This is a genomic window from Mesorhizobium sp. (genome assembly GCF_004962245.1).
Classification (GTDB): Bacteria; Pseudomonadota; Alphaproteobacteria; order Rhizobiales; family Rhizobiaceae; genus Mesorhizobium.
Genome location: NZ_SUHQ01000016.1, coordinates 91,264 through 112,892 on the forward strand (window position 1 = coordinate 91,264; position 21,629 = coordinate 112,892).

Below are 21,629 nucleotides of genomic sequence, written 5' to 3' on the forward strand. Positions count from 1 at the left end.
GCGAAGGCATTTCCCGGATAGTCGACGCATCCGTCAGGTCGCGTCTCGAAATACATGCCCAAGCCTCTGCTGACCATCTGGTACAATACCCGTTGTCCGGTCTGCGATGCCGGCATCAGCCGGCAGAAGCGGCGGCTGATCGAGGCGATCAAGGCCGGGCGGATCGCGTTTCGCGACATCAATGCCGAACCGTCGGCACTGGCCGGATACGGCGTGTCGCTGGAGGACATCCGCCGCCGGCTGCACGCAACCGATGCGGACGGCAAACTGCTGGTCGGCGCCGACGTCGCAATTGCCGTCTGGCGGATAACGCCTGGCGAGGGCTGGCTGGCAGCGCTGTTCGGCAACCGCACCGCGCTGCCGTTGACGCGCTATGCCTATGATTGCTTCGCCGATCTTCTCTACGCCTGGAACCGGCGCAAGGGCCGCTGGTAAGCGGCACGGACATCCTGATCATCGAAAAGGTCCGGAGTTGCCTCCGGCCTTTTTAGGACTGTGGAAGGTTCAGGGCACGTGCCTTAGCCGCAAATGCGCGCTTTCAATCCTGTGGCGCAGGATTAAGTTACATCGTAAGATATATCTTGACTCAACTGCCTCGCTCACTTAACTAAGATATATCGTAAGACATAACTCAAGGAGCAGACAATGCACAGACACCATCATTTCGGCGAGCGCGCCGAGCGCGTTTTCATACATATGGCCGGCAAGTTCGGCGGCCGTGGCGGCGGCTTCGGCCCATTCGGCCACGGGATGAGGGGCGGCGGACGCGGCGGGCCGGGCGACATGTTCCGCGCCGGGCGCATGCTGGCCGACGGCGATCTCAAGCTGATCACGCTGTCGCTTTTGGCCGAGGCCCCGCGCCACGGCTACGACATCATCAAGGCGCTGGAGGAGCGCACCAGCGGCGTCTACAGCCCGAGCCCGGGCGTGGTCTATCCGACGCTGACCTTCCTGGAAGAGGCCGGCTATGCCGTCTCGTCGGCGGAAGGCAACAAGAAGGTGTTTTCGATCACCGAAGCCGGGCAGGCGCATCTCGACGAAAACCGCGAGATGGTCGACCACGTGCTCGACCATCTTGAGCGTTTCGGCCGCAAGATGGCGAGGGCGCGCGACTGGTTCGGATGGAACGACGACGGCGAGGATGGCGGGCGGCGCGGCCGTTCGGAAAAGCGCGACGAATTCCGCGCCGTGCGCCACCGGCTGCGCGCAGCCCTCGGCGACATCGTCGACGCGCCGGCTGAAAAACAGGCCGAGGCGATCAGCATCCTGGAGGGGGCAGCCGAAGCCCTGGAGGCGCTGTCGCGCGATTGAGCCTGTTGCGAATGGCCGGCCGCACGCGGCTCTTGCCCGTTCGACTGAGGAACGGTACTGAAAATCATCCCGCGCCACGCTATGTAGTGCGGGATGAGTGCCGTTGGAGGATACCCCATGTCTTTTCTGAAGCGTCTTTTTGGCGGTGGCGGCGGTGACGTGGGCGAGCCAAAAAGTGCCGCGCCGGCAAAGCAGGTCGAGCACAAGGGATTTTTGATCAGCGCCACGCCCTACAAGGCGGAGGGCCAATACCAGACCTGCGGCGTGGTTTCGAAGGAGATCGACGGCGTGATGAAGGAACACAAATTCATCCGTGCCGACCGCTTTGCCGGGCTCGACGACGCTGTCGACATCTCGATCAAGAAGGGCATCCAACTGGTCGATGAGCAGGGCGAGAAGATCTTCGGCTGAGCCGCTTTCGACGCTGTTCCTGGACGGAGAATTGAGGCAAGCGCCTGATGCGGTGCTTGCCTCTTTGATTTTTTGGTAGTCAGTGGCTAACGCTTTAAGCCGCCGTCGCGACCTGCCGACTTCCGGCCACCACAGCATCCACCTTGGCCGATGCCTTGGCCAGAGCGGCCGTGACGGCATCAGGCCCCATGCCAACGCCCTCGATGCGGATGACGTCGACATCGGTCATGCCGATGAAGCCAAGCACGCTGCGCAAGTAAGGAATGGCGTGGTCCATCTGCACGGCAGCGCCTTCCGAATAGATGCCGCCCGAGGCAAGGACGATGTAGACCTTCTTGCCGGTGACGAGGCCCTTCGGGCCATTCTCGCCATAAGCGAAAGTCTTGCCGGAGCGGGCGATGTGATCGACCCAGGATTTCAGGGTCGACGAGATGCCGAAATTGATGAAGCCGGTGGCAAGGATAATGGTGTCGGCCGCAAACAGCTCGTCCAGCACGCCGTCGGAAACGCCGACGACCTCGGCCTGGCGCTGGGTGCGGGCCTCGACGGGCGTGTAGATGCCGGTCGAATAGTCCGGATCGATGTGCGGCAGCGGGTTTGCCACCAGATCGCGTACGACCAGCTTGGCCGAGGGATCGGCGGCAAGCAGCTTCTCGGCAAGTTCTGTGGCGATGCGGGTCGAATGCGAGGCGGCGCCGCGCGGGCTGGAGGTGACAAGAAGGATGGACATGGCGGTGTCTCTCAGGTTGGGGTTGAATGTCCCCGCAAATATGTGTCTTCCGACCTATTTGAAAAACTGGTATATTTTACATATGACCCATCTAAAATTTGGATAGAAAGATGCAGCCGAATCCGACACTCGACCAGCTTCAGATCCTTGTTGCCGTCGCCGAGACCGGCAGTTTCTCCGCCGCTGGCCGCAAGCTCAACCGCGCGCAATCGGTCATCAGCTATGCCATCGCGAATCTCGAGGCGCAGCTTGGGCTGAAACTGTTCGAGCGCGAGGGCACGCGCGAGCCGCAACTGACCGATGTCGGCAAGGCGACGCTGGAAGATGCGCGACGCATGGTCGGCGTGCTGCAGCGCATCCGCTCGCGCGTCGATGGCCATCGGCAAGGGCTTGAGGCCGAGGTCGTCATGTCGGTCGAGATGACGCTGGCTTCGCCGGTGCTGGTTCGGGTGCTGAAGGCGTTCGAGGCGCAGTTTCCGACCGTGACGTTGCGCCTGCACATCGCTTCGCTGGGACTGATCGTCGAGCACGTCGTCAGCGGGCAGGCCGATCTCGGCATCGGTGGCATTCCGGGCGACGCCGACGTGAACCTGCTGCGCATCGGCTTCACGTCGATGGTGCCGGTTGCCGCGCCGAGCCATCCTTTGGCGCTTCTGCCAGGACCGGTGCCGCTGGAGGATGTTCGCGAACATACCCAACTCGTCGTCAGCGACCAGTCGGAGCGCACGCGCGGGCGCGATTACGGCGTGTTTGCCTACCGCACCTGGCGGCTGACCGATGTACGCACCAAGCATGCGCTGATGCGGGAAGGGCTGGGCTGGGGCGGGCTGCCGCGCTGGCTGGTCGCCGACGACCTGGCGAGCGGCCGATTGGTGGAACTTGACCTGGAGCCTTACAGCGAGGTGCGGGCGCCACTGTATGCCATGCATCGCGCTGACCGCAGCCCGAAACCGGCCGCGGCCTGGCTGATCGACGAGTTCAAGCGCCAGCTTGGCTGCTTCAACGAGTTCGAGCCGGGCCAGGTGCCTGAGGACGAGCCGGAGCTGGAGACAGTCCGTCAATCAGCGCCATGAGAACGGCGCGGTAGTCCTCGGTCGAAGCGCCCGCTTCAATGGCCAATGCTGCGCGGTCGAAGGCGGCGGCGAGCAATGCCGTCAGCGCTTCCACCGGCAATCTCACCATGGTCTGCGCACGCATTGCCGCGACAAGGCCCTCGCGAAGCGAGCGATTGCCGTGGCGGTTGTCGATTTCGTCCATGGCGGCGCGGCCGAGCACAGCCGGCCCGTCGAGCAGCAGCAGCCGGGTGCGGCCGGGTGCGCGCATGGCGGCAAGATAGGCGTCGGAACCGGCGATCAGCGCATCACGGGCAAACAGCGAGGGCGGCGAGGCGCGCTCGATTTCTTCCGCCACCGCGGCCGCTTCCTGCTCGACCACCGCGGCAAACAGCGCCTGCTTGTCGGCAAAATGATGATAGAGCGCGCCGCGCGTGACGCCGGCAGCGGCCACAATCTCTGGCGTGCCGGTCTCCGCATAGGATTTTTCGGTGAACAGTTTTTGGGCCGCAGCGATGAGGTCGGCACGCGTCGCTTCGGTGCGGTCGCGGTTCGAGCGGCGCGTGGATTCCTGTTGCATACATGCAGCCTGTATGTTAGTTGCATTTACATGCAAACTGTATGTTATTCGACGGGAGAAGGAAAGATGAAGACGACGAGCTACTATCCGGTGCTGATGACGGGCGACGTTGCCGGCACGAAGGCCTTCTATGTAGCGCATTTCGGCCTCAAGCCGTTGTTTGAGAGCGATTGGTATGTGCATCTGCAGTCAAGCGACAACAAGCGCGTCAATCTCGGCATCGTTCAGGGCGACCACGAGACGATCCCGGAAGAGGGGCGGGGTCGGGCCTCCGGCCTGCTGATCAATTTCGAGGTCAGGGATCCCGATGCTATTTATGAGCGGGTCATCGCCGCCGGCCTGCCGGTCCTGCGAACGCTGTGCGACGAGCCATTCGGCCAGCGCCATTTCATTACAAAAGACCCCAATGGCGTGCTGATCGATGTGATCAAGCCGATCCCGCCGAGCCCAGAGTTTCTGGCGCAGTTTGCCGAGGGGACGGCGGGTTGAGATAGCCGCTGGCAGGAACTGTCTGTAGTTGTGGTGTGAAGGCTTCTGCCGCGTGGCCGGTCACGCCTTTGCGGTCTTATGCTGAGACTTGTCAGCCCGGGCCCATTCCATGCGTGAAATCTGCCTTGTCCGCGCACCCTCAAACCTTGGCCTCCGCCCGCTGAGGCCAGGTCATATACCGGGGACGTGGCGTGCGCCGCAGGCGTTGACCGAAGCCGGCTTGATCGAGACGCTTTCGCCCGCCAAGGTGGTCGATCTCGATCGGCCCGCCTATCGCACGGAGCCGCAGCCGGGCACCCGGCTGCGTAACGGCAATGCGATACGCAGCTTCAATCTCGAACTCGCCGAAGTCGTTGCCGGCGCGCTGGGACGAGGCGAGTTTCCGCTGGTCGTCGGCGGCGACTGCGCGGTCCTGCTTGGCGCACTGGCTGCTGCACGGCGATCTGGTCCGGTGGCGCTGGTGCATGTCGACGGCCACAGCGATTTCCGCCATCCGGGCAATTACGACATCAAGGCCTCACTTGGCTCGGCCGCTGGCATGGACCTTGCGCTCGCCACCGGTCGTGGCGAGCCGTTGCTGACCGATTGGCCCGATATCGCAAGCCCGCTTGTCGCGGACGAACAGGTGATTCAGATTGGCGAGCGCGAGAACCGCGACCCCGATTTTGCCTGGCCGGACATCAATTCGACCGCGATGACGCTGATCGACGTCTTTGCCGTGCGAGAGTTCGGCGCGGCAAAGGTCCTGGAAAAGACCTGGACCACGCTGGCGCGAAGCGGCTGGCCCTATTGGGTGCATTTTGACGTCGATGCGCTCGATCAGACAGTGATGCCGGCGGTGGATTCGCCGGGCAGCCCCGGTATCGATCCCGACGATCTCGTCACCATTCTCGCGGCGCTGGTGGCGGATCAGCGCTGCACCGGAATGGACATGACCATTTTCGATCCGGACCTCGATCCAACCGGCGAGCTGGCAGGGCTGCTGGTTTCGCTGCTTGGGCGGATCTATGCGCCACGATAGTCAGCTTCGCGCCACCGGCATCAGCGTGACCTGAGTAATGCCGGAGCGGCGCACGACCGTGCACAGCGTTTCGCGGCCGATGCGCTCGGCGTCGAGCAGGCGCACCAGATCATCGACACCGGTGACCGGGCGGCCGTCGATGGCGGCAATGATGTCGCCTTCCCTGAGGCCTGCCCTGGCCGCCGGGCTGTTCTTCTCGACGCTGCGCAGGCGCACGGCCGTGCTGCTCGACACTTGCGATAGAAGGGCTGCGCGGCGTGGCAGGTTTGTCGTGTCGGCCGAGACACCGATGAAGGCGCGGCGCACGCGGCCGAAGCGGATGATTTCCGAAATGACGAAGTTGGCGGTGTTGGAGGCAACCGCGAAGGCGATGCCTTGCGCGCCATGGATCATGGCGGTGTTGACGCCGATGACCTCGCCCGCCGAAGACACCAGCGGGCCGCCGGAATTGCCGGGGTTGAGTGCTGCGTCGGTCTGGATGACGTCGTCGATCAGCCGGCCGGTGGAGGCGCGCATCGAGCGGCCGAGCGCCGAGACGACGCCTGACGTGACGGTCCATTCGAAGCCGAGCGGGTTGCCGATGGCAATGGCGATCTGGCCGCGCCGCAGGCGCTTGGAATCGCCGAGCGGCGCGATATCGGCAAAGCTGCCGTCGGCGCGCACCAGCGCGATGTCGGTGTCGGGATCACGGCCGAGCACGCGGCCTTCGCGGGAGGCGCCGTCCGGCATCGCGACGCGGACGCTACGGGCATCGCCGACGACGTGGAAGTTGGTGACAACCAGCCCGTCCGGCGTGATGACGAAGCCGGAGCCATGGCCGCCAGCACCACCGACGCGCTCGATTCGACAGACGGCGGGACCGATGCGGTCGACTGCATCGGCAACGGTTGCCGAATAGGCATCGAGCAGGGCATCGTCGAATTGCAATTGCTGGGCGGCGAGGGACATTTGGGGCTCCGTGTCATTCGTCTGGAGGATGCCTATATGTGCGAAGCGGCCGGATCGGCCGCGACCTGACCAGATGGCCAGTCCAACGCCCGACTAGCCGTCAGGCGAGTACCCGCGAACGCGCCGCCGCGCGATATCTGGGTTAGAGCGACGAGCGTCCATTGGACGCTCAAAGTACGCTCTAAGATTTTGAGCTCTCGCATCGTGCTTTCCGAAAATCGATTCCGATTTTCGGGCCGATGCAATAAAAACCCAGGAGACAGTCATGAGCGACTTCAATCTGAGCGCATTTTCCGACGCCATCGCCGATACCGCTGCCAAGGCGGCCCCGGCGACGGCAAGCTTCGCCACGCATCAGCATCGTACGGCGACCGCCTTTCATTGGCGCGACGGCTATTTCATCACCGCCGAGGAGGCGGTGGAGGCCGGCGAGGAGATCGAGCTGACGCTTTCTTCGGGCGACAAGGTGAAGGCGGAACTGGTCGGTCGCGATCCATCCACTGGTACCGCCCTTTTGCAGCCGGCCGGCGCGCCGGACCTACCGCCGCTGACCAAGGCAAGCACGGTGCGGCCGGGCAATCTGGCCATTGCGGTCGGCAATAGCGACGGCGCGGCGCTCGCCGTGTTCGGCACGGTCGGCGAGGTCGGCCCTGCCTGGCGCTCGATGCGCGGCGGCACGATCGACCGGCGCATCAATCTGGCCGTCAATGCCGGCAGCCGTTTCGAGGGTGGCCCGGTGCTCGACGCCAGGGGCGCGCTGATCGGCATGCTCCTGTTTGGGCCGCGCCGGCGGGCGCTGATCATGCCGTACGAAACGATCGAGCGGGCGGTGGCGACGCTGCGCGAGAAGGGCCATGTCGCGCGCGGCTATCTCGGCGCCGGCCTGCACCCGATCCGCAATGGCGACACGCATGGTGCCATGGTGATGAGCCTCGACGACAACGGCCCGGCGAAGGCGGCCGGCCTGCATCTTGGCGACATCATCGTATCGTGGAACGGCGAGGCCGTACATGGTCCGCGCGAGCTGATCCGCAGGCTCGGGCCGGACAGCGCCGGCGCGTCAGTGACGCTCGGCGTGGTACGCGGCGGCGAACGGCGCGATGTCGTGCTGACCATCGGCGAAAAGCCGCTGCGCTGAGAGGATCGATGGCAAGCGGCGAAATCACGACCGGGAGGCGATTGACGGTGCTGGTCGCGTTGGGCGATGCCGCGCGCTCCGAACATTTGTCCGCAACCCTTGCCGCGAGCGACGATCTGCTGCCGATCGTAGCCGGCAGCAGCGATAGCGGCGAGAGGGCGGATGTCGCGGTCATCGATGACAATGTGCTGGAAGGCTGGGCGCAGGAAGGCGGGGCCACCGATCTAGCCATACCTCAGGTGCTGTTGTCTCAACGAGCGAGCCGGCATCGGCTGGCTGACACCGTGTTTGCCGTGCTGCCGGCCGCAGCGGACGATCTGCTGATCGCAGCCGCCGTGCGGCTGGCGGCGGCGGGTTATCGAATCTCGGGCGCGGGTCGCCCTTTGTCCGATCAGCATGACGATTTCGCTTTCCATGACGACGACCTGTTCGACGAGGGGTCGGTCGACGACAGATCCGATCGGCCTTCGCTTTCGCCGCGCGAGAGCGAAGTGCTGGCGCTTCTGGCCGAAGGCGCGCCCAACAAGGTGATCGCGCGCCGGCTGAACATTTCCGTGCACACGGCGAAGTTCCACGTCGCGGCGATCCTGATCAAGCTGGGTGCGGCCAACCGCACCGACGCGATCGCCATCGCCATGCGGCAGGGCCTGGTGCTGGTCTAACGTGTCCTTCCAAGCCTACGCAGCGTAACCCACATCCGGCGTGTTGGGCCTTGCGCGGCACGCAACCGCCGCGCAAGGATCACGCCTGTGATGTTGCAAGGGAGGCGCAAGACATGTCGCTCAAGGGAAAGACGCTGTTCATCTCCGGCGGGTCGCGTGGCATCGGGCTGGCGATCGCGCTACGTGCCGCGCGCGACGGCGCCAATGTGACGATCGCAGCCAAGACCGCCGAGCCGCATCCGAAGCTGCCGGGCACCATCTACATGGCGGCGCAGGAGATCGAGCAGGCCGGCGGCAAGGCGTTGCCGGCGTTGTGCGACATTCGCGAGGAGGGGCAGGTGGCCGAGGCGGTCACCAGGACCGTTGAAAAATTCGGCGGCATCGACATCTGCATCAACAATGCCAGCGCCATACAGCTCACCGGCACGCTGGAGACCGACATGAAGCGCTACGATCTGATGCACCAGATCAACACGCGCGGCACGTTCCTGGTTTCCAAAATGTGCATTCCGCACCTGAAGTTGGCCGATAATCCTCACATTTTGAATCTGGCGCCGCCGCTCGACATGAAGGCCAAATGGTTCAAGAACCATGTCGCCTATACAATGGCCAAATTCGGCATGTCGATGTGCACGCTGGGCATGAGCGCGGAGTTCGCCAGGGATGGTATCGCTGTCAATTCGCTGTGGCCGATCTCGACGATCGATACGGCAGCGGTGCGCAATCTTCTGGGTGGGGCGACGGTCGCGGCGATGAGCCGCTCGCCCGATATCATGGCTGACGCCGCGCATGCGATCCTGCTCAGGCCGTCGCGTGAGGCAACCGGCAATTTCTACATTGACGAGGAGGTGCTGCGCGCCGAGGGCGTCAGCGATTTTTCGATCTATGCGCCCGGCGCGACAGGTCCGCTCGCCGGCGATTTCTTCGTGCCCGACGAGGTGTTTGCAAAGTCGGATACGAATATCAAAGGGCTTTATTAGCCAGAATCGCGCTGCTGACGCTTTGCCTCGAATGGCTCCGGCTCACCCGATTTGTCGCCCTCGTGATTGCCGTGCCGAGCCGCTCGAGTTGCAAAAGACCGTCGCTGTCTTCCACAAGCGTCATTCGTCGGCCTTATTGGATTTGCCAAGGCCCATCAGCCGGTCGATATAGGCGAGCATCAGCGCCGAGAGGACAAAGGCCAGGTGGATGACGGTCAGCCACATCAACTGGTCGGTCGTATAGGAGACGGAGTTCAGGAACACCTGCAGCAGGTGGATGGATGAGATCGCGACGATGGTCGAGGCGACCTTGACCTTCAGCGAGCCGACATCGATCGTGCCCAGCCAGTGTACCTTGCCGTCATTTTCGTCGAAGCGGCTGACGAAGTTCTCGTAGCCCGAGACGATGACCATCACCACCAGTGAGGCGACCAGAGCCGCATCGATGAGGCCCAGCATCTTCAGGATGGTATCGGTTTCGTCCAGCATCATGACGGTCGAAATGAACTCGAGCAGCTTCTTGCCGAAAGACACCGCATAGATCGCAAGTGCACCGCCCAGCCCGAGATAGAAGGCGACCAGCAGCCAGCGCGTGGCGAGGATGATCGATTCGATGGCGAGTTCGAGACGTTTCATAAAGTGGTCTACTTTCCTGTCTGAGCACCATATTTCGGGCCAGGTCGCTTTGTTTGGGAGGGTTTGAGGCGGATGGTTCTCCATCGAAGCCGGAAACAAAAACCCCGCCGGCGAGGGGGGACCGGCGGGGCTCATGTGTCCCGCTGGAGTCGGGACAGGGCAGGGAACGCCCTATTCAGAATCTGGGGTGGGCGTCCACACGATTCAATGAGTGCCGTCAAATCGCGGGAGACAATTCTTCTTGAGCATACTCCTTTGGGGAAACTGCCCATCCCGCTAAAACCGGGATGGGCCAAGTCTTCGTGCGTCGATTCCAAAAGCCAGTTCAGGCTTTTGGAATCATTGCTCCTAGTTGGCCATGGCCTACTCCGCGCTGGCGACCGGCGCCACCAGCGAGGTGATCCGGCGGATGGCGACGCGACGGTTCTCGCGCTCAGGCTCCGACGTGTTGACCTTGAGATACTCCTCGCCATAGCCCTGTGTCGTCAGGTTCTCCGGCGGGATGCTGAAGGCGTTGGTCAGGGCTTCGGCGACCGCCTCGGCGCGGCGGTCGGACAGAGCGAGGTTCGCCTCCGGCTTGCCGACGGCATCGGTATGGCCTTCGATCAGGAAGGTTTCAGCGGGGTTCTTCTCCAGCAGCCTCTCCATGGCGGTGGCGACGCCTTCCAGTTTCTGCACTTCGCTGTCGGGGATCGATGCCGAACCGAATTCGAAGTTCAGTGTGTCGAGGTCGACACGGCGCGCAATGTCGCGGACGCGGGCCGAACGCTTGACCTCGTCGATCGAATACAGGCGCTGCACTCTCTCCACGGGCGGTTGTTCGAGGAAGGTGTAGTAGTCATCCGGATCCTCGATGTCTTCGGCGTCCAGAATGTACTCCTCGCGCGGAATGTCGAGCCGTATCGGCGGCAGGTCGTCGCCCGGATCGCGCCAGTCGTCGACATCCTCGTAGTACCGCTCGTCGACATAGCTCAGCACATATTCACGGCCGTCCGGCGCGATGCGTGAGCGCTGGATGACGTTGCCGTAGCGATTGCGGATGGTGACGATCTGGACACCGTTCTCACGCTCGACGATTTCCCGGGTGCGATCGCCCGGCAGATCCTCATAGTAGACCTCCCTGGCGCCACGATGCAGGCGCGGGGCATCGTTGCTTTCCACGATTGTCTGGTTGTTGAACTGGAGGATGACGCGGTCGCCGAATTCCCTGACGATATTGGCGCCTTGCGGGCGTGGACGGCGGCGAACATCTTCGAAATCCGGGGCACGTTCGACGCGCGTACCCTTTTCCTGCGTCACCGGGGCGATCTTTTCAGACCTGATGATTTCCTGCTGGGCCGCCCTGTCGTCGGTGGGTGGTGGCCCCTGATCGACCGGAGCCGGCCTCGGGGCCTCCGCTTGCTCGCCGTCCTGCTGGGCAGGCTGATTGCCCTCTTGGTCGCCTGCGTCCTGGCGGCCGGTCTCTTGCGCTCTGTCCCTGCCGCCCTTGCGCTTGCGCACGGCATCCTTCTGGCTGTCGAACACGGGGGCCGCGTTTGGATCGGCCGGAGCCTCGCCCTGGACCGGACCTTGCCCCTCGGCGGGTGCGGCTTGTTCGCCCTCCGCAGGCCGCTCACCGGTAGAGGGCTGCTCACCCGTTGCCGGCTGTTCTTCAACAGGCTTCCTGCGCTTCCTCGCCTGGTCCAAAGGCTGTTCGCCCTCGGCAGGAGCGGCTTGCCGGTCAGCTGGAGTGGGAAGCGGCTCGGCCTGCGTGTCAGGCTCACGAGCGGGTGTTTTCCTCTTGGCCGGCTGTTCTGACGGTGTGGCCTCGATCTGCTGATCCTGGTCCCGCTTCTTTCTGCGCGGCCTGGGCTGCTCGTTGTCATTTGCAGGCGCGGCCTTTTCGGGTTCCGCCTGCTCAGCGGGCTGTTCGGCAGGTGCGGCCTCCTGCTGTTGCCGGTCGCGCTTCTTTCTACGCGGCCTGGGCTGCTCTTCGTCGCTCGCAGGGGCGGCCTGCTCAGCGGGCTGTTCGGCGGGGGCGGCCTCCTGCTGTTGCCGGTCGCGCTTCTTTCTGCGCGGCCTGGGCTGCTCTTCGTCGCTCGCAGGGGCGGCCCGCTCAGCGGGCTGTTCGGCCGGTGCGGCCTCCTGCTGTTGCCGGTCGCGCCTCTTGCGAGGCCTCTGTTCAGGTTCTGCCTGCTGGTCTTGTGCGCAGCCTTCCGCGCCTTCGGGGCAATCCGATTGGGCCAGAATCAACGGCGTTGCGGCACCTCGTGGGGAACCGAAAGTGGGGCTGTCCTGCAGCGGAAATGCGCTCAACGGCGTAGACGCCATCAGCAAGCCAAAAGCGGCACCTGCCAGTATCCTAGGTCGGCTCTTCATCAGAAATTCTCCTTGTGGCGTCCCATCCCTGCCCAAACTTTCAGCAACCGTATTTGGTTCCTGTCCGCTGGCTTTAGCTGCCGGGAAGGGCAATTGGCCGACGTTTTGAAGGCGACTTCGTGTCTTTCGTATGGTCCCGGCCTTTGGCTTTTGCCGGATTGCACTGTTACCGTGCTTGACCTTGACGCCAGCGAGGGCCACATCCCCGCAATGGAAACACCGTTCTGGAAAACCAAGTCGCTCGAAGCGATGACCCCGGCCGAGTGGGAGTCGCTTTGCGACGGCTGCGGCAAATGCTGCCTGTCGAAGCTCGAGGACGAAGACACCGGCGAGATTTACTGGACGAGCGTCGGCTGCCGGCTGTTCGACGCCAAAACTTGCCGTTGCTCGGACTATGCCAACCGGCTGGCGCGCGTCCCGGACTGTGTCGGGCTGACGCCGCAGAATGTGCGCACCATCAGCTGGCTGCCGAAGACCTGCGCCTACCGGCTGGTCGCCGATGGCCACGATCTCTACTGGTGGCATAGGCTGGTTTCGGGCAGTGCCGAAACGGTGCACGAGGCCGGCATTTCGATGCGCGACCGGGTTAGCGCCAGCGAAACCGATCTTGCCGAGCCGGACGACTATTTCGCGCACATGCTGGACGACGAGCCTTAAAGCGGGTCGCGTCTGAAGGGATTCTGCGACGCGCTTAATTTCTTGTTTTACGCATGTGGTTGTCCCAAAACCGCTGTGCACCCTCGGTTCAAGACCGAGAGCATGCTTTTGGGGACATGCATTAGGCCGGAACCAGTGGGAAAACCGGGCGTTCTCTATCCATAGTATCCGGAACCGGGTCGCGGGAGGCGCAAGACAACCGACTGTCCCTCGGCTTGCATCTGAACCCGAAATGAACGGCTGGTTCGTAAAAAGTTCAGATACGCAGGCGCATTCTCCTCCCATCGTTTCGACGAAAACGGGCGGAAGCCCTGAACAAGGAGAGAAGACAATGTTCAACACGATCAAAACGACGACCCTTTCGGCCCTTGTCGCCCTTGGCACGCTTGCCGCCGTCCCCGCTCATGCAGACAGCATCTATCTCGGTTTCGGCAACAACGACGATTCCCGTGCCGGCGTTTATGTCGGGGACGACTACCGCTACCGCTACCGCCACCGCGAACGCGACTGGCGCCGGTCCTGCTCGCCGGATCGTGCCCTCGGCAAGGCGGAGCGCATGGGCCTGCGCCGCGTTCGCATCGTCGATATCAACCGCCGCACGGTCAAGGTCGCGGGCCGCCAGTACGGCGACCGCGTGGTGGTCGTGTTCGCCAATGAGCGCGGCTGCCCGGTCATATACCGGTAAAACGTTCATCTGTCGGGAAACGTTCGGCAGGTTGCCGACCGGCAACGGCCTTGTTGTTTAAGCATGATCTTATGCGGGATCAGCTCGAGACGTTGTGCGAAGGTCAGTCTGCAGTAGTAGAGTCCCTTTCCGCCAGGCGGACGGGTGCGGCTCAAAAAACCCCGGAGGACCAGCCCTCCGGGGTTTTTCATGCAGCAGCATCGATGTTGCCGGTTGGTCCTGCCCGCGCTTCGGCAGAGCCGAACCACGCCGCACAGTTCAGACGGTCACTTCAACTCGAACGTGACAGTGACCTGCACCGTGTAGGAATTCTCGCCCGCCTGCACCGGAACCGACGCACGGGCGGCGTCGAAGGCCTTGGCGTTCATCGGTATCGGCGGCGGCGCGATGTTCTGGTCCGTGATTTCCAGCACCCGTCCGATGCTGACGCCGGCGGCTTCAGCCAACGTTTTGGCCTTGGCCATGGCGTCGGCGACCGCCTTCTTGCGGGCCTCGGTGACAGTTGCAGCCGGATCCTCGTTGGAAAACGAGATGCCGCCGCCCTGGTTGACGCCGAGCGATACCGCCTTGTCGAGAATCTCGCCGGTCTTGTCGATATCGCGGATGCGCACCGAAAGCGTGTTGGTCACCTGATAGGCGACGAGTTCGGCTTCCTGGCTGCCGTCCGGCTTGTTGGTGTAGTTGTAGCGCGGGCTGATCTGGATGCCGGCTGTCTGCAGATCGCGCTCCTTGATGCCAGCCGACTTCATGGCGGCGATCACGGAGGCCATGGCGTCGTTATTGGCATCGAGCGCGGCGCGCGCGGTCTTGGCCTCGCGCATGACGCTGAGCGTCAGCAGCGCCAGATCGGGGGCCGCGGTCGCTTCGCCTTCGCCGGTGACGACGATGCGCGGCGGGGGCGGCGAATCGGCAGCGCTGGCCATCGCTGGAAAAGCGATTGCGGCGGCGAGCGCCAAGGGCAAAAGATGTCTGGTCATAAAAATCTCCTCAGTCTGCGATCCAGTCGCGCTTGTCGACTACCGCATCGGTCCGAAAATCGGAATCGATTTTTGCTGCGCCGACCCGGTTCGGAAAGCACGATGCGTAGGTTCAAAGCGGTAGAGCGTACTTCGTTGTGCGTCCAAGTGGACGAGCGTCGCTCTAATGTCTGAATATGGGCTGATTTGGGCGATCTCGGCCAACCCGTCCGGAAAGCCTTGTGCGTTTCGGGGAAAAACATTAATCCAGCCGCGTGTGGGGCCTGTAGCTCAATGGTTAGAGCCGGCGGCTCATAACCGCTTGGTTGGGGGTTCGAGTCCCTCCGGGCCCACCATAACCTTTGATTTCATTGATAAAAAGTGCCCTCGGCCCAAAACGTTTTGGGCCCATTATGGGCCCAAAGCAAAGACCGTGGTCCCGGTTTGTTCCGACTCGATTTGGTTATTTGACAATGCGGAGGTTTGTCCGCCGCTTCATGTCGTCGCGTTTGGCCTCGCGCTCGTTGATGGCACGAGCAATATCAACCGCGATCCGCTTCTTATTGGCCTCGCGGACATACTCATCCGTCACGGCCATTGAGGAATGGCCCATTGCCTCCATAATGGCCCGCGCTTGGATGTTGCATTCAGCGAGGTAGGTGCCGAAGGTGCGGCGCAGGCCATGGAGCGTGTAGCCGCTAGGAATTCCCGCCTGCCGCGTCCAGTGCTGCATCATGCCGGTCAGGCTCTTTTCCGAGAATGACCTGCCATAGGCGTTCTTTAAGACAGTGCCGCCTTTCGAGCGATCGAGCGGGTCCAAGGCCGCTGCTAGTTTGTCTACGACTGGAATGAACATCTCCCGCCCGCCATGGCGGTTGCGGTTCTTCTTCTGGCGGAAATCAAAGGCCTCGATTAGCACCAGCGAGCCGTCGAACAGTTCGATCTCTTCGGTTAAAAGATCGTCCCACTCAAGAGCAGCGATATCGCCGCGACGATTTCCAAGCCAGAAGCCGAGTGCATAGCAGGTGCGTGCGGCTGTACCGATTGGGTGTCGCTCCTCGAACCTTTCACGCATCGCAATTGGCCAAGCTGGGTTCTTGGTCGATTTGGGTACCCGCACACGGATAGATAGCGATGGATCATCCTGCGGCTTGATCCATTTTTCGACATCGGTCGCGACCCATAGAAGCTTCTTGATGGCGACCAACATGTGTTTGGCGACTGTGCGGTTTGTCCTGAAGATGCCTTCAATGATGGCGCGAAGTCGATCCGCGTCGAGATGTTCGACAGGAGTATCGCGCCAGGTGAGTGGGTAGTTGGGATCGACCCGCAGGTTGAGAAAACGCTCAATCAGTCGCGCATTCTTCTGCTGCGTGGCGTCATCAAAATCCAGCCACTCCATTGTCGTTTCAAGCCGGCGCGCGGCATGGCCAAAGGATTTTGGCAGTGCCCGACCGGGCAAATCGATGATAACTGCCTTCTTGCCTTGACCCTGCGTGGCCTTCTCGTAAGCCGCCTCGAACTCGGGATCGCCGGGCTTACCGGGAAGGCGGATTTCGGGCATGCCTTTCGCGCGGTAGCGATAAGCTAGCTTGCCGTTCTTGAGACGCGAAGAGACCCCAGGGTATCGCGCATCCTTGAAGGGCCTAGCCATCAGACGCTCCTTCCAGACTTTTGCCGCCGGTGCTCAACGCGCGGGGAGGTCTCCAGCATCGCCTGTAGCGAAAGGGCTTCGCTTTCGATGGCAACGCGCAGGAGCACTGGGTAAGGGAAGCCTCTGCCTTGCTCTATGCCTTCGAACGTGCGTTTCGGTATTCCCAGCACCTTAGCTGCGGCTTCGGCAGTGAATCCTCCCTTGGCCCGCCAGGCTTTCACTTCTTGGGCAAGCTTCTCATTCTCGTTCACGCCACGCCTTCCCTACAGCCGAGCACTCTACTGCGCCTACAGCGTATACGCAATGAGCGTAGCGCTATCCTCTTTGCCCATCTCGCTTGCTTCGTTTCAACAGTTCTTGCAAACCGCTGTCTTTGTCCGGCAGAGAGGTGAAAGCGATGTCGAGAGCGACACGATCCCAGACGGCGCGGCTGTTGATGCGTTTGGGCTTCGGCATGCGCCCATCGGCAACCATTTCGTCAAAAAGCGTCGATCCGACACCAATATAACGGGCTGCTTCCTCACGAGAAAGGCCTCGTGGGGGATACGAGATTGCGTCACTCTTCATGGACGCTGCCTCATCTCGGATACTCTGGGCGTGGTTGGTGTCGAAGCACAAAGCCTCATGCTGATTACCGCTTCGCAGCGACGAGATCGTGCTCACTTAAATAAGAGGATCCCGTTAAGCGGAAGCGGCCTGACTAGGTCCGTTCGGCGCAAACTGGTAGCAACGTGTGAACCGGATGAATCACGGCAGGAGAGCGTCTCTAAGCGGACTCGTGGGCCAAGTCCGTGGACGGCTATCGCTCAGGCGAGAATCCGGTGGAACGACCCTCAACAGCGGGCTCTCGCGGTTGCACGCGAGCGCGGCATGAACAGGCCCCGGTGCGGATCACCAATCCGGCAAAGACCATCGTCGATTGCTTCAAATACCGCAACAAGATTGGACTCGACATCGCCATCGAGGCGCTTCGCGATTGTTTGCGGCTTAAGCGAGCGACAATCGATGAGCTCTGGCACTTTGCTGGAATCGATCGTGTACAGAATGTCATCCGGCCTTACCTCGAGGCCACCGTATGACGCGAAAGTCGCTGCGGAATATTGGCGCTTCGGTCCGGGCCCGATTGCGTCATCGCGCACGTGAGCAAAAAGAAAAAGGTGCGATGCTGTTCAACCTCTGGTCCGAGACGCCTTATCGATCGACGGGCGATCTCGATCTTCTCGGATTTGGTGACGAAGATCCCCAGCGCTTAGCCAGCGCTTTTCGTGAGATTTGCGCCCTCGATGTTGAGGACGGGCGTCGTATTCAAGCCAAACACCATGCGAACGGAGCTAGCCCGGCCAGAGAATGAATACAGCGGCGTCCGTCTCACTGTCGGTGCGGACATTTCTGGTGCGCGTTTGCTGGTTCAGATCGACATCGGCTTCGGGGGCCCAACCTTCGACCGACGCAACACCCGTCTCCCAGCCGAGACGCCGATTGCGCTCACGTCAGAGTTTTCTGAATCCCCGACCAAACAAGCTCAATGGCGCGCCTTTCTTCAACGAACAGCTATCACGCATGCACCTGCACCGCTCCCTAAGTTGATGCTGGCAGTCACTGAGTTTGTCATGCCCCCAACGCGGGCGGCCCTGGCTAGCACAGCGTTCGATCACACATGGGAAGCTGGCCCCTGGACATAAAAGCTGTTGGATCATCACAAATGATAGCTTCAGCTGCCGATCGCTGCAGTCCCGAACTGTAAATTCACGAGATCGTCCCTCTTCGCCCCTTCTGGTCAGTCCTATGGCAGGTTTTTCCTGAGGTGTCGGCATAGACAAGTTCAAGGGCGGTGCACGCAGCTGACCTTCAGGGAACTCGCTCTTAGGCGAGCGGAACTACGGCTTAGTCCTGATCCCACCCCCGCTGGCCGCGATGTGCGCTCGCAGAGGATCGTGAATCTCCAACATGGGAGGTGGGGCATTTCGTCCACCTCTGGTCACTGACGCCATAATTTCGGCAGGGGCGGCGCGATCAAGGATGCTGCGGCCAAGGTTACGCCTTTTGAAAGCCTGCATAATCGAGAGGAACGGCAGTTTCAGGTCGCGCGGCCGGCAGCACTCGCCGTAGCGCCGACCTGATCCGCAGCTGCAAAGTTCAGCCTCCTTGAACTGGAGTAGCCGATAGTAAGGGTCAGATTGCCCTAGATCATCCGGCATCGCATGCTGGCGTCCTGGCCACCGATCAAACACCACCAAGTGCAGGTGACGGAGCGCCCACACGCTGTAGAGGTCCAGCAAGGTGCACAAGTCGCCGCCCGGCGACCAAGCTTTGTCGAGCTCCGCGTGATAAGCGCACACCGAGCCATCAGGGAAATTGGTGTGCCGCGGGCCGATCCATTCGACCTGCCCATCTTGCTCCCAGAACGCCCATCCGCGCGGCTCCACCGCTGGTGTGTCTGGCAAGGCGATAAGACATATGGCTTCCCGCGCTAGGCCATCTATGACGCGGCTGCGAGCGAGAAGCCATACTCCGTGGTCATCAGGGAGGAGAGTTGCGCCGGGGTATGCCCGTTGCACATCCTCTAGCTGCCGGGCGTAGCTGCCGGCGAGGCCGACGACCCGTGATCCGGCACGGGGCGGCCGTGATCGACCGGGCGACCCTTGCCGTCGGGTGGACCCTTGCCATGCCCGGGCTGCGGGTCCTCGCGCTCTTTGTTGCTGCTCATCACTTTTCTCCTGGACAGGTGCTAAGGTGGGCTGCGGATCGAGAATCACAATGCCCCGATCCCTCACCCTCACGGGCTGGCGCGCGTCCAAACCGTCGCCAATCCGTTGCAACTCAGCCCGCGCATCGCCGCTCAACAACACTTCCATTTTGCCTGTCGATGTGCGAATCTGTGTCACCAGCACAGGATGCATTCTGGGAGGGACGTGTCAACGCGTGCTGATCGCACAATTGGGTGAAAATGAACGAATTTGAGGAAAAGCTCGTCAGGGCAGTCCGCGAGAAGCGAGAACGTGAAGGCCTCAGTATAAGAGCGCTGTCGGCAATCGTGGGGATCAGCTTTTCCACGCTGGCCCGAATCGAGCGGGGCGAAGGATCGCCCGACAACAACTCCAAGATAAGGCTGCTCGAGTGGCTCGGCCCGGATGCCGATCAACACGAGCTTGGCTTTGATCGGGTGGCATTCGTCCACTTCCGCGCCGGGAAGAACGCGTCCTCCGGGACAGTGCAAACCCTGCTGCGGGCCGCCGTGTGTGTTCGGCGGCACTATGCCGAGGGTGACACATCAGAGCCGAGCAACGCCCCGACAGATGCTGACGTTATCCCTATGTCCAAGGAAGAACTGGAGCAGACGGCTGAAGCTTTCCGAAAGGACCTGGGATTGAAAAAGAACGATCCATTGGACCCGTTTTTTTTGGTTGTTGATTCGGTCACAGTAGAGCGCCTAGGACATTCATCCTGCGTCGATGAGAAGACAAAGAACACGCTTGCAGGACCATCCCGTAACGAGTGGTCGGCAATGAGCGTTCCCTTGAACGCTGATCAGGATAGCTGGGTCGTGTTCCTAAACGACTACCATACCGTTGAGAGACAAAGAGTAACGCTGCTTGAAGAGTATTGGCACATTCTTTCCGGGCATAAGCTAACTAAGATAGCGAAGATTGCCGGCTCCTTCGGTCGTACTTATGACAGTGCCGAAGAACACGACGCTTATTTCCTAGCGTCGGCGACTTTGCTTCCACGAGATGCGATCAAGCGCATGGTCTCGGACGGCAAGAGTGCTGCTGAGATCGCGTCCTTCTTCGGGACCTCACCAGAACTTGTCGAATATCGAATAAAGCGCCTCGGAATTTGGCGCGATCATATTGGAAAGAAGGTAAGCCTCGCCAAGCCATAACAATAATGCCCCCTAGGACTGTTTTTGAGGATCTGGTAGTTTGGCGGCCGGAACTGCGGCCTTACAGACAAACCCGCAGTTCCGGCGGCAGGCGACCGTTAGGCGACCGTCGCCAGCATTGACAGCGAACTTTCAGTTTTCGCCGATTCCTGCCCGAAGAGCGGACCGTCGGCTCTCATCCCAGATCAAGACGTTGGGTACATCGCTGCCAGGCGTCCGGAAGCGGCGCGTCCTGCACCACGAATGCTATGACGATGTTCATGATGCGGCAGCTTCAGCTCGTCCAAATGGTCAGCCCACCACTGCATCATTCTCACGCGTTCATCCCAATGTTCGCCGCGGGCATAAGCTCGCCTGACATTGTTGCCTTCCACGTGCGCAAGTTGACGTTCGACAGCATCGGGATGCCACTTACCGCTTTCGTTGAGCAAGCTCGACGCAGTCGCCCGAAAACCATGCGCCGTGGCCTCGTTCTTGCGATAGCCAAGCCGGCGCAAAGCGGCATTAAGGGTGTTGTCGGAAATCGGGCGCGTGGTCGTGCGGACACTGGGGAACAGAAGCATCCCGTCTCCATATACCTCGCGCAGCCGCTTCAGGAGGTTGAGCGCCTGGGTCGACAAAGGAACACTATGCGGTCGCCGCATTTTTGCTCGAGCGGCAGGAATCGTCCAGACTGCTTTGTCGAAGTCGAATTCGGGCCATTCAGCGGCGCGCAGCTCTCCGGGGCGGGGAAACAGGAGCGCCATCAAATTCAGTGCGATTTGGGTGCCTGGCTGCCCATCGTACGAATCAATCGAGCGCAAAAGAGCACCGAACTCCTTCGGGTCGGTAATTGCAGCTCGCGGTGTTACCGTTGGCCTAACAAGAGCGTCCCTGAGCGCCAAGGTGGGATCAGCATTGGCGCGAGCGGTGGCAATCGCGTAACGAAATATACTTCCGATTGTTGATCGAAGCCGACGGGCCGATTCGTGTCGACCACGAACTTCCACTTCCCGCAACACATTGAGAACGGACGGCGCATCAATCGCCCTTATCGACTGGTCGCCCAAAGTCGGATAGGCGAAAGAGAGCAACCACTTGTTCTTAGTGATCGTCCTTTCCGCACGGCCCTCCTTTTCTAGTTTAGCGATGAATTCGTCTGCAATGACGCGGAAGCTATCGCGCGTGTCAGCATTCCGCTCCTGCTTCTCACGTGCGGGGTCTATTCCCTTCATCAGCAGCCGCTTTGCCTCATCTCGTGCCTGTCGAGCCTCCGCCAGGGACAGAAGCGGATAGCTTCCCAGTGCCAGGAGCTTCTGTTTGCCATCGAAGCGATAGGCAAGGCGCCACAGGCGTGAGCCGGTCGGTTGTACCCATAGCTGGAGACCGCCTCCATCGGAGATTTTCCGAAGTTTAGGCCCTGGGCGGGCATTTCGACATTTCACGTCAGAGAGTGTCATTGTCCAATGCTTTTTGCTGGTGAGTGATACCAACAGGGT

The 21,629-nt window shown here is 61.6% G+C and carries 25 protein-coding genes and 1 tRNA gene; 15 read left to right on the forward strand and 11 right to left on the reverse strand.

The window, feature by feature from the left end; all coding sequences use genetic code 11:
• The first annotated feature begins 54 nt into the window (after positions 1-54).
• The 3 genes from E5X88_RS18330 (at position 55) to E5X88_RS18340 (ending at position 1,722) form a co-directional block, all read left to right on the forward strand.
• Positions 55-435, forward strand: coding sequence for a thiol-disulfide oxidoreductase DCC family protein (locus E5X88_RS18330; RefSeq protein WP_292163724.1), 381 nt, complete (start codon positions 55-57; stop codon positions 433-435).
• A gap of 210 nt (positions 436-645) precedes the next feature.
• Positions 646-1,311 carry a PadR family transcriptional regulator gene (locus E5X88_RS18335; RefSeq protein ID WP_292163726.1) on the forward strand — a complete coding sequence of 222 codons (666 nt, stop codon included), beginning with the start codon at positions 646-648 and terminating at the stop codon, positions 1,309-1,311.
• A gap of 117 nt (positions 1,312-1,428) precedes the next feature.
• Positions 1,429-1,722, forward strand: coding sequence for an HlyU family transcriptional regulator (locus E5X88_RS18340; protein ID WP_292163728.1), 294 nt, complete (start codon positions 1,429-1,431; stop codon positions 1,720-1,722).
• Between the two features lie 94 nt (positions 1,723-1,816).
• On the opposite strand, the gene E5X88_RS18345 is transcribed toward E5X88_RS18340, so the two are convergent.
• Positions 1,817-2,452 (reverse strand): FMN-dependent NADH-azoreductase, encoded by a 636-nt coding sequence (locus E5X88_RS18345; RefSeq protein WP_292163729.1) that lies wholly within the window; start codon positions 2,450-2,452, stop codon positions 1,817-1,819.
• A gap of 110 nt (positions 2,453-2,562) precedes the next feature.
• Here E5X88_RS18345 and E5X88_RS18350 point away from each other — a divergent pair, with 110 nt between their 5' ends.
• Positions 2,563-3,525, forward strand: a complete 963-nt coding sequence (locus E5X88_RS18350; RefSeq protein ID WP_292163730.1) for a LysR family transcriptional regulator — start codon at positions 2,563-2,565, stop codon at positions 3,523-3,525.
• Here the strand turns inward: E5X88_RS18350 and E5X88_RS18355 are convergent.
• Positions 3,452-4,084 (reverse strand): TetR/AcrR family transcriptional regulator, encoded by a 633-nt coding sequence (locus E5X88_RS18355; protein WP_292163731.1) that lies wholly within the window; start codon positions 4,082-4,084, stop codon positions 3,452-3,454. The two genes, E5X88_RS18350 and E5X88_RS18355, sit on opposite strands and share 74 nt — an antisense overlap.
• Positions 4,085-4,150: 66 nt before the next feature.
• On the opposite strand from E5X88_RS18355, the gene E5X88_RS18360 reads away from it, so the two are divergent.
• A complete protein-coding gene (locus E5X88_RS18360; RefSeq protein ID WP_292163733.1) occupies positions 4,151-4,573 on the forward strand; it encodes a VOC family protein in 423 nt (140 codons plus the stop codon).
• A gap of 220 nt (positions 4,574-4,793) precedes the next feature.
• Complete coding sequence (locus E5X88_RS18365) at positions 4,794-5,594, forward strand: arginase family protein (protein WP_292163735.1); 801 nt, start codon at positions 4,794-4,796, stop codon at positions 5,592-5,594.
• Here E5X88_RS18365 and E5X88_RS18370 read toward each other — a convergent pair whose 3' ends face one another.
• Positions 5,595-6,542 carry a trypsin-like peptidase domain-containing protein gene (locus tag E5X88_RS18370; RefSeq protein WP_292163737.1) on the reverse strand — a complete coding sequence of 316 codons (948 nt, stop codon included), beginning with the start codon at positions 6,540-6,542 and terminating at the stop codon, positions 5,595-5,597.
• A 265-nt stretch (positions 6,543-6,807) separates the two neighbouring features.
• Between E5X88_RS18370 and E5X88_RS18375 the strand changes: the two genes are divergently transcribed.
• The 3 genes from E5X88_RS18375 (at position 6,808) to E5X88_RS18385 (ending at position 9,322) form a co-directional block, all read left to right on the forward strand.
• Positions 6,808-7,680: a S1C family serine protease gene (locus E5X88_RS18375; RefSeq protein WP_292163738.1), complete on the forward strand. Its 873-nt coding sequence runs from the start codon at positions 6,808-6,810 to the stop codon at positions 7,678-7,680.
• 8 nt (positions 7,681-7,688) lie between these two features.
• Positions 7,689-8,342 (forward strand): helix-turn-helix transcriptional regulator, encoded by a 654-nt coding sequence (locus tag E5X88_RS18380; RefSeq protein ID WP_292163739.1) that lies wholly within the window; start codon positions 7,689-7,691, stop codon positions 8,340-8,342.
• Between the two features lie 113 nt (positions 8,343-8,455).
• The gene (locus tag E5X88_RS18385) at positions 8,456-9,322 is read left to right on the forward strand and encodes an NAD(P)-dependent oxidoreductase (protein ID WP_292163740.1); all 867 of its coding nucleotides are present in this window, start codon (positions 8,456-8,458) and stop codon (positions 9,320-9,322) included.
• 120 nt (positions 9,323-9,442) lie between these two features.
• Here the strand turns inward: E5X88_RS18385 and E5X88_RS18390 are convergent, their stop codons facing one another.
• Positions 9,443-9,958, reverse strand: a complete 516-nt coding sequence (locus tag E5X88_RS18390) for a TIGR00645 family protein (RefSeq protein WP_292163741.1) — start codon at positions 9,956-9,958, stop codon at positions 9,443-9,445.
• A 363-nt stretch (positions 9,959-10,321) separates the two neighbouring features.
• On the reverse strand, positions 10,322-12,316 hold the full coding sequence (locus E5X88_RS18395; RefSeq protein ID WP_292163820.1) for an OmpA family protein: 1,995 nt from the start codon (positions 12,314-12,316) through the stop codon (positions 10,322-10,324).
• A gap of 210 nt (positions 12,317-12,526) precedes the next feature.
• Between E5X88_RS18395 and E5X88_RS18400 the strand changes: the two genes are divergently transcribed.
• Positions 12,527-12,973, forward strand: a complete 447-nt coding sequence (locus tag E5X88_RS18400; RefSeq protein WP_292163821.1) for a YcgN family cysteine cluster protein — start codon at positions 12,527-12,529, stop codon at positions 12,971-12,973.
• Positions 12,974-13,304: 331 nt separating this feature from the next.
• Positions 13,305-13,658: a hypothetical protein gene (locus tag E5X88_RS18405; protein WP_292163743.1), complete on the forward strand. Its 354-nt coding sequence runs from the start codon at positions 13,305-13,307 to the stop codon at positions 13,656-13,658.
• A gap of 266 nt (positions 13,659-13,924) precedes the next feature.
• Here E5X88_RS18405 and E5X88_RS18410 read toward each other — a convergent pair whose 3' ends face one another.
• Positions 13,925-14,635: an SIMPL domain-containing protein gene (locus tag E5X88_RS18410; protein ID WP_292163745.1), complete on the reverse strand. Its 711-nt coding sequence runs from the start codon at positions 14,633-14,635 to the stop codon at positions 13,925-13,927.
• Positions 14,636-14,894: 259 nt separating this feature from the next.
• Here E5X88_RS18410 and E5X88_RS18415 point away from each other — a divergent pair.
• Positions 14,895-14,970 (forward strand) — tRNA-Ile (locus E5X88_RS18415).
• A 107-nt stretch (positions 14,971-15,077) separates the two neighbouring features.
• On the opposite strand, the gene E5X88_RS18420 is transcribed toward E5X88_RS18415, so the two are convergent.
• The 3 genes from E5X88_RS18420 to E5X88_RS18430 form a co-directional block, all read right to left on the reverse strand.
• On the reverse strand, positions 15,078-16,268 hold the full coding sequence (locus tag E5X88_RS18420) for a site-specific integrase (protein ID WP_127403657.1): 1,191 nt from the start codon (positions 16,266-16,268) through the stop codon (positions 15,078-15,080).
• Positions 16,268-16,519: a DNA-binding transcriptional regulator gene (locus E5X88_RS18425; protein WP_245459697.1), complete on the reverse strand. Its 252-nt coding sequence runs from the start codon at positions 16,517-16,519 to the stop codon at positions 16,268-16,270. Before E5X88_RS18425 ends, E5X88_RS18420 begins: the two co-directional genes overlap by 1 nt.
• Positions 16,520-16,583: 64 nt before the next feature.
• Entirely contained in the window at positions 16,584-16,835 is a 252-nt protein-coding gene (locus tag E5X88_RS18430; RefSeq protein ID WP_127403658.1) for an AlpA family transcriptional regulator, read from the reverse strand.
• A gap of 224 nt (positions 16,836-17,059) precedes the next feature.
• Here E5X88_RS18430 and E5X88_RS18435 point away from each other — a divergent pair, with 224 nt between their 5' ends.
• Positions 17,060-17,347: a hypothetical protein gene (locus tag E5X88_RS18435; protein ID WP_206518440.1), complete on the forward strand. Its 288-nt coding sequence runs from the start codon at positions 17,060-17,062 to the stop codon at positions 17,345-17,347.
• The gene (locus E5X88_RS18440; RefSeq protein WP_206518441.1) at positions 17,344-17,619 is read left to right on the forward strand and encodes a nucleotidyl transferase AbiEii/AbiGii toxin family protein; all 276 of its coding nucleotides are present in this window, start codon (positions 17,344-17,346) and stop codon (positions 17,617-17,619) included. Before E5X88_RS18435 ends, E5X88_RS18440 begins: the two co-directional genes overlap by 4 nt.
• Before the next feature lie 1,212 nt (positions 17,620-18,831).
• Here E5X88_RS18440 and E5X88_RS18445 read toward each other — a convergent pair.
• Entirely contained in the window at positions 18,832-18,975 is a 144-nt protein-coding gene (locus E5X88_RS18445) for a hypothetical protein (protein ID WP_245459698.1), read from the reverse strand.
• A gap of 240 nt (positions 18,976-19,215) precedes the next feature.
• Between E5X88_RS18445 and E5X88_RS18450 the strand changes: the two genes are divergently transcribed.
• Positions 19,216-20,151: an XRE family transcriptional regulator gene (locus E5X88_RS18450; protein WP_127403660.1), complete on the forward strand. Its 936-nt coding sequence runs from the start codon at positions 19,216-19,218 to the stop codon at positions 20,149-20,151.
• 185 nt (positions 20,152-20,336) lie between these two features.
• On the opposite strand, the gene E5X88_RS18455 is transcribed toward E5X88_RS18450, so the two are convergent.
• Entirely contained in the window at positions 20,337-21,590 is a 1,254-nt protein-coding gene (locus E5X88_RS18455) for an integrase arm-type DNA-binding domain-containing protein (protein ID WP_127403661.1), read from the reverse strand.
• Between the last annotated feature and the right edge of the window lie 39 nt (positions 21,591-21,629).

Excerpts from the sequence above, each read along its gene's own strand:
- E5X88_RS18330 (WP_292163724.1), top strand. The coding sequence starts at position 55 with ATGCCCAAGCCTCTGCTGACCATCTGGTACAATACCCGTTGTCCGGTC.
- E5X88_RS18335 (WP_292163726.1), top strand. The coding sequence starts at position 646 with ATGCACAGACACCATCATTTCGGCGAGCGCGCCGAGCGCGTTTTCATA.
- E5X88_RS18340 (WP_292163728.1), top strand. The coding sequence starts at position 1,429 with ATGTCTTTTCTGAAGCGTCTTTTTGGCGGTGGCGGCGGTGACGTGGGC.
- E5X88_RS18345 (WP_292163729.1), bottom strand. The coding sequence starts at position 2,452 with ATGTCCATCCTTCTTGTCACCTCCAGCCCGCGCGGCGCCGCCTCGCAT.
- E5X88_RS18350 (WP_292163730.1), top strand. The coding sequence starts at position 2,563 with ATGCAGCCGAATCCGACACTCGACCAGCTTCAGATCCTTGTTGCCGTC.
- E5X88_RS18355 (WP_292163731.1), bottom strand. The coding sequence starts at position 4,084 with ATGCAACAGGAATCCACGCGCCGCTCGAACCGCGACCGCACCGAAGCG.
- E5X88_RS18360 (WP_292163733.1), top strand. The coding sequence starts at position 4,151 with ATGAAGACGACGAGCTACTATCCGGTGCTGATGACGGGCGACGTTGCC.
- E5X88_RS18370 (WP_292163737.1), bottom strand. The coding sequence starts at position 6,542 with ATGTCCCTCGCCGCCCAGCAATTGCAATTCGACGATGCCCTGCTCGAT.
- E5X88_RS18375 (WP_292163738.1), top strand. The coding sequence starts at position 6,808 with ATGAGCGACTTCAATCTGAGCGCATTTTCCGACGCCATCGCCGATACC.
- E5X88_RS18380 (WP_292163739.1), top strand. The coding sequence starts at position 7,689 with ATGGCAAGCGGCGAAATCACGACCGGGAGGCGATTGACGGTGCTGGTC.
- E5X88_RS18385 (WP_292163740.1), top strand. The coding sequence starts at position 8,456 with ATGTCGCTCAAGGGAAAGACGCTGTTCATCTCCGGCGGGTCGCGTGGC.
- E5X88_RS18390 (WP_292163741.1), bottom strand. The coding sequence starts at position 9,958 with ATGAAACGTCTCGAACTCGCCATCGAATCGATCATCCTCGCCACGCGC.
- E5X88_RS18395 (WP_292163820.1), bottom strand. The coding sequence starts at position 12,316 with ATGAAGAGCCGACCTAGGATACTGGCAGGTGCCGCTTTTGGCTTGCTG.
- E5X88_RS18400 (WP_292163821.1), top strand. The coding sequence starts at position 12,527 with ATGGAAACACCGTTCTGGAAAACCAAGTCGCTCGAAGCGATGACCCCG.
- E5X88_RS18405 (WP_292163743.1), top strand. The coding sequence starts at position 13,305 with ATGTTCAACACGATCAAAACGACGACCCTTTCGGCCCTTGTCGCCCTT.
- E5X88_RS18410 (WP_292163745.1), bottom strand. The coding sequence starts at position 14,635 with ATGACCAGACATCTTTTGCCCTTGGCGCTCGCCGCCGCAATCGCTTTT.
- E5X88_RS18420 (WP_127403657.1), bottom strand. The coding sequence starts at position 16,268 with ATGGCTAGGCCCTTCAAGGATGCGCGATACCCTGGGGTCTCTTCGCGT.
- E5X88_RS18430 (WP_127403658.1), bottom strand. The coding sequence starts at position 16,835 with ATGAAGAGTGACGCAATCTCGTATCCCCCACGAGGCCTTTCTCGTGAG.
- E5X88_RS18440 (WP_206518441.1), top strand. The coding sequence starts at position 17,344 with ATGACGCGAAAGTCGCTGCGGAATATTGGCGCTTCGGTCCGGGCCCGA.
- E5X88_RS18445 (WP_245459698.1), bottom strand. The coding sequence starts at position 18,975 with ATGAGCAGCAACAAAGAGCGCGAGGACCCGCAGCCCGGGCATGGCAAG.
- E5X88_RS18450 (WP_127403660.1), top strand. The coding sequence starts at position 19,216 with ATGAACGAATTTGAGGAAAAGCTCGTCAGGGCAGTCCGCGAGAAGCGA.
- E5X88_RS18455 (WP_127403661.1), bottom strand. The coding sequence starts at position 21,590 with ATGACACTCTCTGACGTGAAATGTCGAAATGCCCGCCCAGGGCCTAAA.